Below are 11,385 nucleotides of genomic sequence, written 5' to 3' on the forward strand. Positions count from 1 at the left end.
ACCGGCCGGGAGCCGCGCGCGGCGAGCGCGCCGGAGCCCCGGCATGAGCGCCCCGCTCCGGGTCGGCAACGCCTCCGGCTTCTACGGCGACCGCGCCACGGCCTGGCGGGAGATGCTCGACGGCGGCGAGCTGGACGTGCTCACCGGCGACTACCTGGCCGAGCTGACCATGCTGATCCTCGGCCGCGACCGGATGCGCGACCCCGCCCTGGGATACGCGAAGACGTTCCTCCGCCAGCTCGAAGGCTGCCTCGGCACCGCGCTGGACCGGGGCGTACGGATCGTGACCAACGCCGGCGGGCTGAACCCGGCCGGCCTGGCCGCCGCGATCGGCTCGCTCGCCGACCGGCTCGGCCTCACCGCCCGGATCGGGTACGTCGAGGGCGACGCCCTCGCCCGTCCCGACGCGCTCACCGCGAACGCCTATCTCGGCGCGTTCGGCATCGCGGCCTGCCTCGACGCCGGGGCGGACGTGGTGGTCACCGGCCGGGTCACCGACGCCTCGCTGGCCGTCGGCCGGCGATCGCCCGGTTCGGCTGGGGCCGGGACGACCTCGACGCGCTGGCCGGGGCGACCGTCGCCGGACACCTGATCGAGTGCGGGGCGCAGGTCACCGGCGGCAACTTCAGCTTCTTCACCGAACTGCCCGACGGCGGCCACCGGCCCGGTTTCCCGATCGCGGAGATCCACGCGGACGGTTCCTCGGTGCTCACCAAGCACCCCGGCACCGGCGGCGCGGTCACCGTCGAGACCGTCACCGCGCAGCTGCTCTACGAGGTGGGCGGCCCGGCGTACCTGGGGCCGGACGGCTCGCTCGCCGACCGGCTCGGCCTCACCGCCCGGATCGGGTACGTCGAGGGCGACGCCCTCGCCCGTCCCGACGCGCTCACCGCGAACGCCTATCTCGGCGCGTTCGGCATCGCGGCCTGCCTCGACGCCGGGGCGGACGTGGTGGTCACCGGCCGGGTCACCGACGCCTCGCTGGCCGTCGGCCGGCGATCGCCCGGTTCGGCTGGGGCCGGGACGACCTCGACGCGCTGGCCGGGGCGACCGTCGCCGGACACCTGATCGAGTGCGGGGCGCAGGTCACCGGCGGCAACTTCAGCTTCTTCACCGAACTGCCCGACGGCGGCCACCGGCCCGGTTTCCCGATCGCGGAGATCCACGCGGACGGTTCCTCGGTGCTCACCAAGCACCCCGGCACCGGCGGCGCGGTCACCGTCGAGACCGTCACCGCGCAGCTGCTCTACGAGGTGGGCGGCCCGGCGTACCTGGGGCCGGACGTGGTGACCCGGCTGGACACGGTGCGGCTGCACCAGGACGGGCCCGACCGGGTCCGCGTCTCCGGCGTCCGGGGCACGCCGCCGCCGGACACCCTCAAGGTCGGCGTCAACAACCTCGGCGGGTTCCGCAACTCGATGACGTTCGTCCTCTGCGGACTGGACGTCCCCGCCAAGGCGGCGCTGGTGCGCGAGCAGCTCGAGGAGGCGGTCGGCAAGGAGGGGCTGGAGTTCACGCTGGCCCGCACCGACCACCCGGACGCGGCCGACACCGAGGCGGCGAGCGCGCTGCTGCACGTACACCTGCGCGACGGTGACAAGGCGCGGGCCGGGCGGGTCTTCTCGGCGGCCGCGGTGGAGCTGGCCCTGGCCTCCTACCCCGGCTGCACGCTGACCACGCTGCCCGGCGACGCCACGCCGTACGGCGTCTTCACCGCCGACACGGTGCCGCAGGACGCGGTCGAGCACGTCGCGGTGCTGCCCGGCGGTGAACGCGTGCCGATCCCGCCGCCGACCCGGACCGACGCCACCGCCGCGCCCGCCACGGAGGTCGTACCGGACACTGGCGGTGCGCCGGCACGGCCGGCGGGCACCGGGGCGACCCGACGGGCGCCGCTGGGCGAACTGGTCGGGGCGCGCTCCGGCGACAAGGGCGGCGACGCCAACCTGGGCGTCTGGGCGCGCACCGACGCCACGTACGCCTGGCTGCGCGGCTGGCTCACCGTCGAGCGACTGGCCGAGCTGCTGCCGGAGACCGCCCCGCTGACCGTCGAGCGCTACGAGCTGCCCCACCTGCGGGCGGTCAACTTCGTGGTGCGGGGGCTGCTCGGGCAGGGCGTGGCCGCCTCCACGCGGTTCGACCCGCAGGCCAAGGCGCTCGGGGAGCTGCTGCGCTGCCGGGTCGTCGACCTGCCCGCGGACCGGCCGGCGGGGTCACCGGAACGAGTCGGGGAGGCCGGCGCATGAGCATCGTGGACACCCCGGAACGGCGGCAGCTGCGCGAGCTGACCCGGGCCTTCGTCACCCGGGAGGTGCTGCCGCACCTGGCCGACTGGGAGCGGGCCGGCGAGGTGCCGCGCGAGCTGCACGCCACCGCCGCGAAGATCGGCCTGCTCGGCATCGGCTTCCCCGAATCGGTCGGCGGCAGCGGCGGCGACCTGCTCGACTCGATCGTCGTCACCGAGGAGATCATCCGCTCCGGCGGCTCGTCCGGGCTGATCGCGGCCCTCTTCACGCACGGCATCGCGCTGCCGCACATGGTCGCCGCCGCCGGCGGCCAGAGCGGCGGCCTGCTCCGCGGCCGGCTCGGCGGCGGCCAGCTCCGCGGCGACGACGACCTGGTCGACCGGTACGTGCGGCCCACCCTGGCCGGGACGATGATCGGCGCGCTGGCGATCACCGAGCCGGACGGCGGCTCGGACGTCGCCGCGATCCGCACCACCGCCCGCCGGGACGGCGACCACTACGTGGTGAACGGCTCGAAGACCTACATCACCAGCGGGGTGCGGGCCGACTTCGTGACCACCGCGGTCTGCACCGACTTCCCGGGCAGCGGGGAGCTCAGCCTGCTGGTCATCGACAAGGGCACGCCCGGCTTCACCGTCGGGCGCCGGCTGGAGAAGCTGGGCTGGCACTGCTCGGACACCGCCGAACTGTCCTTCGTCGACGTCCGGGTGCCGGTGACCAACCGGATCGGCGAGGAGAACACCGGCTTCCTCGCGATCATGCAGCACTTCGCCGCGGAGCGGCTCTCGCTGGCCACCCAGGCGTACGCGACCGCGCAGCGCTGCGTCGAGCTGGCCACCCGCTGGTGCCGGGACCGGTCCACCTTCGGCCGCCCGCTGGCCAGCCGGCAACTGGTCCGGCACCGGCTCGCCGAGATGCACACCCGCGCCGAGGCGGCCCGGGCGTACGTGCACGAGGTGGCCGCCCGGGTCGCGGCGGGCGAGCCGGTGGTGACCGAGGTGGCGATGGCGAAGAACGTCGCGGTGGCCGCCTGCGACCAGGTGGTCGACCAGGCGCTGCAACTGCACGGCGGCTTCGGCTACCTGCGCGACGCCGAGGTGGAGCGGCACTACCGGGACGCCCGGATCCTCGGCATCGGCGGCGGCACCACCGAGATCATGAACGAGATCATCGCGAAGGGCATGGGCCTGTGAGCACACTGGACAGCACGCTCGACCCCTCCTCGCCGACCTACCGGGCCAACCGGGAGGCCCTGCTGGAACGCCTCGCCGAGCTGGACGCCGCGCTGGACCGGGCCCGGGCCGGCGGTGGCGAGAAGTACGTGACCCGGCACCACGCGCGCGGCAAGCTGCTCCCCCGGGAGCGGATCGAGCTGCTGCTCGACCCGGACAGCCCGTTCCTGGAGCTGTCCCCGGTGGCGGCGTACGGCACCGACTTCCCGGTCGGGGCCAGCGTGGTGACCGGCATCGGCGTGGTCGAGGGCGTGGAGTGCCTGGTCGTCGCCAACGACCCGACGGTACGCGGCGGAGCGGTCAACCCCTGGTCGCTGGCGAAGACCCGCCGGGCCGGCGAGATCGCCCTGGCCAACCGGCTGCCGATGGTCAACCTGGTCGAGTCGGCGGGGGCGGACCTGCCCACCCAGGCGGAGATCTTCATCCCGGGCGGCCGGGTGTTCCGCGACCTGACCCGGCTCTCCGCGGCGAAGATCCCCACGGTCAGCGTGGTCTTCGGCAACGCCACCGCGGGCGGCGCGTACGTGCCCGGGATGTCCGACCACGTCATCATGATCCGGGACCGGTCGCAGGTGTACCTGGCCGGTCCGCCGCTGGTGAAGATGGCCACCGGCGAGGTCACCGACGACGAGTCGCTGGGCGGGGCGGCGATGCACGCCAGCACGTCCGGGCTGGCCGATTTCCTGGCCGAGGACGAGCGGGACGGCATCCGGCTGGCCCGGCAGTGCGTGCGCCGGCTCAACTGGCGCAAGCAGGGCCCGCCGCCGCGCAACCCAATCCCCCAGCTCCCCAAGTACGACCCAGAGGAGCTGCTCGGCATCGCCAGCGCCGACCTCAAGGTGCCGTTCGACCCCCGGGAGGTGCTGGCCCGGGTGCTCGACGGCAGTGAGTTCGACGAGTTCAAGCCGGCCTACGGCACGGCGCTGGTCACCGGCTGGGGTGAGCTGCACGGGTACCCGGTCGGGGTGCTGGCCAACGCCCGGGGCGTGCTGTTCAGCGCGGAGGCGCAGAAGGCTGCCCAGTTCATCCAGCTCGCCAACGCCGCCGACACCCCGCTGGTCTTCCTCCAGAACACCACCGGCTACATGGTCGGCACCGAGTACGAGCAGCGCGGCATCATCAAGCACGGCGCGTTGATGATCAACGCGGTCTCGAACTCGACCGTGCCGCACCTGACGGTCAACCTGGGCGCCTCCTACGGCGCCGGCAACTACGGCATGTGCGGCCGGGCGTACGAGCCGCGGTTCCTGTTCACCTGGCCGAACGCGAAGTCGGCGGTGATGGGGCCGGCGCAGCTCGCCGGGGTGCTCTCCATAGTCGCCCGGCAGGCCGCCGCCGCCCGGGGGCGCGACTACGACGAGGAGTCCGACGCGGCGATGCGGATGATGGTCGAGCAGCAGATCGAGTCCCAATCCGGCGCACTCTTCCTCTCCGGCCGGCTCTACGACGACGGGGTGATCGACCCCCGGGACACCCGTACCGTCCTCGGGCTCTGCCTGTCGGCGATCCACAACGGACCGGTGAAGGGCGCCGACGGCTTCGGCGTCTTCCGGATGTGAGGGGCACACTCATGATCACCCGACTGCTGGTCGCCAACCGGGGCGAGATCGCCCGCCGGGTCTTCGCCACCTGCCGCGCGCTCGGCATCGAGACGGTCGCCGTGCACTCCGACGCCGACGCCGACGCGCCGTTCGTAGCCGAGGCCGACCACGCGGTGCGGCTGCCGGGGAACACCCCGGCCGAGACGTACCTGCGGATCGAGAAGATATTGGACGCGGCCCGGCGGACCGGCGCGGACGCCGTCCACCCGGGCTACGGCTTCCTCGCCGAGAACGCCGAGTTCGCCGCGGCGGTGACCGACGCGGGGCTGACCTGGGTCGGCCCGCCGGCCAAGGCGATCGCCGCGATGGGCGACAAGATGGAGGCGAAGGCACTGCTCGCCGAGGCGGGCGTGCCGATGCTGCCGACCTGGACCGACCCCGACCAGATCACCGACTTCCCGGTGCTGGTCAAGGCGTCCGCCGGCGGCGGCGGGCGGGGCATGCGCGTGGTCCGCGACGCCGTCGACCTCGCCGAGGCCGTCGCCTCCGCGCGCCGCGAGGCGGCCGCCGCCTTCGGCGACGGCACGGTCTTCGTCGAGCGGTACGTGGAGCGCGGCCGGCACGTCGAGGTGCAGATCTTCGGCGACACCCACGGCACCGTGGTCGCCCTCGGCGAGCGGGACTGCTCGATCCAGCGCCGGCACCAGAAGATCGTCGAGGAGGCCCCGGCCGTCGTCGGGCCGCAGCTGCGGCAGCGGCTGCACGAGGCGGCGGTGGCCGCCGGCCGGGCCGTCGACTACGTCGGCGCGGGCACGGTGGAGTTCCTGCTCGCCCCGACCGGCGAGTTCTACTTCCTGGAGATGAACACCCGGCTCCAGGTGGAGCACCCGGTCACCGAGGCGGTCACCGGGCTGGACCTGGTCCGGCTGCAACTGCTGGTCGCCGAGGGCGAGCCGCTGCCGGCCGAACCGCTCGGCACCGCGCGCAGCGAGTTCGGCCCGGACCGCGACGTCGAGGCGGACCTCGACGAGGCCCTGGCCGCCGCCGCGAGCGCGCAGAAGAGCGACGAGGGCGAGGACGTGCTGGCGCTGGAGGAGCGGGTCCGCACGGTCGTGTCGACCATGCTCAAGTCGAAGTCCGACCAGCTCCAGGTGGACTCGGACGGCGACATCAACATCCGGGCCGGCTCGGCGATGGTGTTCGTCCGGGTACGCGACAACCCGCCGCTGGTCGACGTCTTCTCCCCGGTGCTCACCGAGGTGGAGCCGACCGAGCGCCTCTACGTGAAGCTCTCCGAGCTGACCAACCGGATGCCGATCGGCCGGCTCTACTGCGCCGACGACACCGTCTGGGCCTCCATCCCGGTCTTCGGCCGCAACTTCCAGGCCACCCACCTGATGCTCGCGGTGCAGGTGATGACCGGGCTGGCCGACGAGCTGGACGACCGGCTGCACGGGGAGTTCGGCGGCAAGCGGTTCTTCGGCGAGGGCGACAAGCCGAGCCGGCCGGCGGACTCCGAGCACCGGACGGGCATGTACCTCTGACCCCGTCGCGCACGCTCGTCCGGTGCGCCGACTGGTCAGCCGACGTCGAGCAGGGTCTTGCCGACGGTGGCCCGCGACTGCATCGCGGCGTGCGCCTCGGCGGCCCGCTCCAACGGGAACCGCTGCCCGATCAGCGGGCGCAGCCGCCCGGCCGCGCCCTCGGCCAACGCCCGTACGGTGAGCGCACGCAGCTCGTCCGGGCCGGCGGTCGGTCGCAGCAGGGCCACCCCGCGCGCCGTGGCGGTCTCCGTCGGCACGTCGGTCCAGCTGCCGGAGGCGAGCCCGAAGTTGAGCATCCGACCGCCGGGGTCGAGCAGGTCGAACGCCGCCCGGCCCACGTCGCCGCCGACGCCGTCGAAGACGACGTTCACCCCGCCGGTCGCGGCGCGTACCCGGTCGGCCCAGTCGGGCTCCCGGTAGTCGATCACGACGTCGGCGCCCGCCGCCCGGACCAGTTCCGTCTTGCGGGGGCCGCCGGCCAGGCCGACCACCCGTGCTCCCGCCCGCGCGGCGAGCTGGACCAGCAGGCCGCCCACCCCACCGGCAGCGGCCTCGACCAGCACGCGTTCCCCCGCCCGGGGCGCCGCCGCGTCGGTCAGCAGCAGCGCGGTGCGGCCGTCGGCGAGCAGCGCCACCGCGTCGTCCAGCGCCAGCGCGTCGGGCACCTCGATCGGCGCGGCCCGGTCCACCACGACCCGTTCGGCGTACCCGCCGGAGCCACCGGTGCCGCTGACCACCCGCCGGCCGACCAGCCCGGGGTCCACGTCCGGGCCCACCGCGCCGATCACGCCGCCGACCCCGTTGCCGGGGATCACCGGCAGCGGGCCGCGGAACGGCCCGAACCCGGTGGCCCGGAACATCGTCTCGACGAAGGTGAGGTTGACGTGGGCCACCTCGATCAGCACCTGCCCCGGCCCGGGCGTCGGGTCGGGCGCCGTTCCCGGCACCAGCACCTCCGGCCCGCCGAACTCCCGCAGCCACACCGCCCGCACGATCCCCTCCTCACGTCGCCGTCCGGCCCAGTCGACGACATGAAGCGGGGTTGAGGTCAAGCGCGGGTCAGCCGGTGGACGGGCCGACGCCGGGCGACTCGACCAGGCGGGAGAGCACGATGGTGCTCCGGGTGGAGGTCACGAACGACTCCGCCCGCAGCCGCTCCAGCGCCTCCTCCAGGTGGGCGATGTCGGCGGCCCGCAGATGCACCAGGGCGTCCGCCTCGCCCGAGACGGTGTACGCCCCGACCACCTCCGGGTGCCGCCGGGCGGCCACCCCGATCTGCGCGGGGGTGGTCCGGCCGGCGCAGAAGAGCTCGACGAAGGCCTCGGTGGTCCAGCCGACGGCGGCCGGATCGACCACCGCGGTGAAGCCCCGGATCACCCCCGCGGAGCGGAGCCGGTCGACGCGTCTCTTCACCGCCGGAGCGGAGAGTGACACCCGGCTGCCGATGTCGGCGTACGACGCGCGAGCGTCCGCCACGAGCAACGCAATGATTCGCTGGTCGACCGCGTCTATCTGCAACGTTCCGCCTTCAGAAAGCAAGAGTTCTGGCTGTTACCAAAGTTCTACGCTACCTACTCTTGGTCACCGTGAACCAGCAGCGAGTGCCGCGAAAGCGGACATATCTCATGTGCTCGCCCGAGCACTTCGCCGTCGAGTACGCCATCAACCCGTGGATGGACGTCACCACCGCGGTCGACGCGGAGCTGGCGGTCAAGCAGTGGGACCGCCTGCGGGAGACGCTGGTCGGGCTCGGCCACGACGTGCACCTGCTCAACCCCGAGGCCGGGCTGCCGGACATGGTCTTCGCCGCCAACGGCGCCTTCGTGGTGGACGGGACGGTCTACGGCGCCCAGTTCAAGCACGAGCAGCGCGCCGCCGAGGCGGCCGCGCACCGGGCGTTCTACGAGTCGCAGGGCTGGCGGTTCATCGCGCCGAGCGAGACCAACGAGGGCGAGGGCGACTTCGCGTACCTGCCGGAGGCGCACGGCGGGCTGGTCCTCGCCGGCCACGGCTTCCGCACCGAGCTGCCGGCGCACGCCGAGGCGCAGGAGGCGCTCGGCCGGCCGGTGGTGTCGCTGCGCCTGGTCGACCCGCGCTTCTACCACCTGGACGTGGCGCTCGCCTCGATCGACGACGAGAACATCGTCTACTTCCCGGGCGCCTTCTCGGCGGCCAGCCAGAAGGTGCTCGCCCAGCTCTTCCCGGACGCGGTGGTCGCGGACGACGAGGACGCGATGACCTTCGGCCTGAACCTGGTCAGCGACGGGCTCAACGTCGTGCTCAACAGCGAGGCGACCCGGCTGGCCGGCAAGCTCAAGGCGGCCGGCTACCACCCGGTGCCGGTCGAGCTGGGCGAGGTGAAGAAGGGCGGCGGCAGCGTGAAGTGCTGCATCGCCGAGCTGCGTCACTGACGCCACCACGGCGTACGCCGAGGGCCGGCCTCCCGCGGGGAGACCGGCCCTCGGCGCGTACGGGGCTCGGCGCTCAGCCGAGCGTGGCGATCTCGTTGAGCATGACGTTGGACAGCAGCCGGCCGTCGAACTGCACGGTGCGCAGGTACCACCGCTGCTGCGGCGTACGGGGCTGGTTGAACTGCCACACCCCGCGCGGGCTGTCGATCTGGCCCACCTTGCCGAGGGCCAGGTTGACCTGCTGCGGGGTCGGGTTCGCCCCGGCGATCCGGATCGCCCCGTCGAGCACCTGGGCGGCGTCGTACGAGGCCATGGCGTACGTGCTGGGCGAGACGTTGAACGTCTTGCGGTACGCGGAGGCGAAGATCCGGTTGGCGTTGTTGTTCAGGTCGGCCGAGTAGTTCGACACGGTCTGGATCGGGCCGGGCAGCAGCCGGTCCTCCTTGTCCAGCAGCACCCCGCGTACCTCGTTGAGCACGTTGCCCTCGGTGAGGAAGCCGGGCGCGTAGATCGGCCCGGTGTAGGCCGGCCGGTGCCGGCGCAGCTGCTTGATGAACTGGATGGCCGCGGTGCCCGAGAAGTGGCAGAAGATCGCGGTGGGCCTGCGGCTGAGCGCCTGCCGGATGTCCGGGGCGTAGGTGCCCTCGCCGGGGTCGGCGGTGGGGTCGGTCCAGACGGGTTCGCCGGCGATCCGCGGGTCGTCGACGCCGAAGCCCTGGCGGAAGCCCTGCACGACGTCGAGGCTGCCCTCGGGCGCGATGGTCACCACCCGGCTGCTGGCCGGCAGCCGCTGCTTCAGGTACGCCCCGAGCGCCCGGCCCGGCTCGTCCAGCACGTACGAGGTGCGCCAGATGTAGACCACGCTCTGGAGGCTGACCGGCGAGGCGTTCGACCCGATCAGCGGCACTCGGGCCTGCTCCACGATGTCCCGGATACCGGACATCACCGTCGGGTTGACCACCCCGGTGAGGGCGAGCACGCCCTGCTTGAGCAGGTCGTTGACGGCGGCCTGACCGGTCTTGGCGTTGTCGCCCTCGTCGGCCTTCACCAGGGTCACCGGGTGCCCGCCGAGGCGCTGGCCGTGGGTGGCCAGGTACAGCTCGAAGCCGTTGACGATGTCCTCGCCGATGGTTTTGCCCGAGCCACTTTCGGGGGCGACGAGCCCGATTTTGATCGGCGAGCCGGCCGCGGCCGGCTCATCCTCGTCGTCCGTGCCGCAGCCGGCGACCAGCCCGGTGGTACCGAGCGCGGCCAGCAGCTGCAGGGCGCGCCTGCGGTTCATTTGCGACACCAAAATCCTTCCGGAGCGTTGCCGGGCGTCACCGCCCCCTCGGCGTTCTACCTGGTTGACGACGCTGCGTCAATGGCTATTGATCTTTGTGCAGCGACTGCAACGCTTCTCTGACCTGCGGCCAGGCCGCCGACTCCGGGTCGATGAGCCCGAAGTGCTCGCATTTCGGCAGTTCAACGAGGCGCACATCGGCCCCCGCCGCCCGGGCCGCGGCCAGGTAACCCCGGCTGATCGTGACTGGGACCTGCTGGTCCTGGACCCCGTGAACGATCACGGTGCGTGTCCGAAGCGGCACCAGCCCCCGTGGATCGGCCGCCGCGTACCGGTCCGGGTGTTCCGCCGGGCCGCCGCCGAGCAGCGCGGCCTGACCGGTCTTGGCGTTGTCGCCCTCGTCGGCCTTCACCAGGGTCACCGGGTGCCCGCCGAGGCGCTGGCCGTGGGTGGCCAGGTACAGCTCGAAGCCGTTGACGATGTCCTCGCCGATGGTTTTGCCCGAGCCACTTTCGGGGGCGACGAGCCCGATTTTGATCGGCGAGCCGGCCGCGGCCGGCTCATCCTCGTCGTCCGTGCCGCAGCCGGCGACCAGCCCGGTGGTACCGAGCGCGGCCAGCAGCTGCAGGGCGCGCCTGCGGTTCATTTGCGACACCAAAATCCTTCCGGAGCGTTGCCGGGCGTCACCGCCCCCTCGGCGTTCTACCTGGTTGACGACGCTGCGTCAATGGCTATTGATCTTTGTGCAGCGACTGCAACGCTTCTCTGACCTGCGGCCAGGCCGCCGACTCCGGGTCGATGAGCCCGAAGTGCTCGCATTTCGGCAGTTCAACGAGGCGCACATCGGCCCCCGCCGCCCGGGCCGCGGCCAGGTAACCCCGGCCTGATCGTGACTGGGACCTGCTGGTCCTGGACCCCGTGAACGATCACGGTGCGTGTCCGAAGCGGCACCAGCCCCCGTGGATCGGCCGCCGCGTACCGGTCCGGGTGTTCCGCCGGGCCGCCGCCGAGCAGCGCGGCCACCGCCCCGCCGTCCAGATCCAGCCGGTACGCCTCGGCGAGGTCGGCGACCGGGGCCAGCGCCAGCACCCCTCGTACGCCGGCCGCGCGTGCGCCGCCGCGTAGAGCG

Annotated in this window: 7 protein-coding genes and 6 pseudogenes; 7 read left to right on the forward strand and 6 right to left on the reverse strand. The window is 73.1% G+C overall.

The genetic code is table 11. The annotated features are described in order from the left end of the window. Positions 1-43: 43 nt before the first annotated feature. The 6 genes and pseudogenes from JNW89_RS15290 to JNW89_RS38795 all read left to right on the forward strand — a co-directional run. Positions 44-1,068, forward strand: a pseudogene (locus JNW89_RS15290) (acyclic terpene utilization AtuA family protein). Then, positions 1,038-2,246 carry an acyclic terpene utilization AtuA family protein gene (locus JNW89_RS15295; protein WP_375155099.1) on the forward strand — a complete coding sequence of 403 codons (1,209 nt, stop codon included), beginning with the start codon at positions 1,038-1,040 and terminating at the stop codon, positions 2,244-2,246. The pseudogene JNW89_RS15290 and the gene JNW89_RS15295 overlap by 31 nt, the downstream one beginning before the upstream one ends. Continuing rightward, complete coding sequence (locus JNW89_RS15300; protein ID WP_238449003.1) at positions 2,243-3,439, forward strand: acyl-CoA dehydrogenase family protein; 1,197 nt, start codon at positions 2,243-2,245, stop codon at positions 3,437-3,439. The genes JNW89_RS15295 and JNW89_RS15300 overlap by 4 nt, the downstream gene beginning before the upstream one ends. After that, positions 3,436-5,037: a carboxyl transferase domain-containing protein gene (locus JNW89_RS15305; RefSeq protein ID WP_238449004.1), complete on the forward strand. Its 1,602-nt coding sequence runs from the start codon at positions 3,436-3,438 to the stop codon at positions 5,035-5,037. The genes JNW89_RS15300 and JNW89_RS15305 overlap by 4 nt, the downstream gene beginning before the upstream one ends. An 11-nt stretch (positions 5,038-5,048) precedes the next feature. Continuing rightward, positions 5,049-5,981, forward strand: a pseudogene (locus tag JNW89_RS15310) (biotin carboxylase N-terminal domain-containing protein); the annotation flags it as partial. 138 nt (positions 5,982-6,119) lie between these two features. After that, positions 6,120-6,563, forward strand: a pseudogene (locus JNW89_RS38795) (hypothetical protein); the annotation flags it as partial. A 35-nt stretch (positions 6,564-6,598) separates the two neighbouring features. On the opposite strand, the gene JNW89_RS15315 reads toward JNW89_RS38795, so the two are convergent. Beyond that, positions 6,599-7,555, reverse strand: a complete 957-nt coding sequence (locus JNW89_RS15315; protein ID WP_238449431.1) for a zinc-binding dehydrogenase — start codon at positions 7,553-7,555, stop codon at positions 6,599-6,601. 67 nt (positions 7,556-7,622) lie between these two features. Then, positions 7,623-8,081 carry an Lrp/AsnC family transcriptional regulator gene (locus tag JNW89_RS15320; RefSeq protein ID WP_088959726.1) on the reverse strand — a complete coding sequence of 153 codons (459 nt, stop codon included), beginning with the start codon at positions 8,079-8,081 and terminating at the stop codon, positions 7,623-7,625. Between the two features lie 59 nt (positions 8,082-8,140). Between JNW89_RS15320 and ddaH the strand changes: the two genes are divergently transcribed. Beyond that, entirely contained in the window at positions 8,141-8,974 is an 834-nt protein-coding gene (gene ddaH / locus JNW89_RS15325) for a dimethylargininase (protein WP_375155098.1), read from the forward strand. Positions 8,975-9,047: 73 nt separating this feature from the next. On the opposite strand, the gene JNW89_RS15330 is transcribed toward ddaH, so the two are convergent. The 4 genes and pseudogenes from JNW89_RS15330 to JNW89_RS15340 form a co-directional block, all read right to left on the reverse strand. Beyond that, on the reverse strand, positions 9,048-10,265 hold the full coding sequence (locus JNW89_RS15330) for an ABC transporter substrate-binding protein (RefSeq protein WP_238449432.1): 1,218 nt from the start codon (positions 10,263-10,265) through the stop codon (positions 9,048-9,050). 76 nt (positions 10,266-10,341) lie between these two features. After that, a pseudogene (locus tag JNW89_RS15335) lies at positions 10,342-10,629 on the reverse strand (alpha/beta hydrolase family protein); the annotation flags it as partial. Positions 10,630-10,635: 6 nt separating this feature from the next. Further along, positions 10,636-10,902: pseudogene (locus JNW89_RS38800) on the reverse strand (ABC transporter substrate-binding protein); the annotation flags it as partial. Positions 10,903-10,987: 85 nt separating this feature from the next. Then, positions 10,988-11,385: pseudogene (locus tag JNW89_RS15340) on the reverse strand (alpha/beta hydrolase family protein); the annotation flags it as partial.

The sequence above is a fragment of the Micromonospora sp. 4G55 genome, from assembly GCF_016803375.1.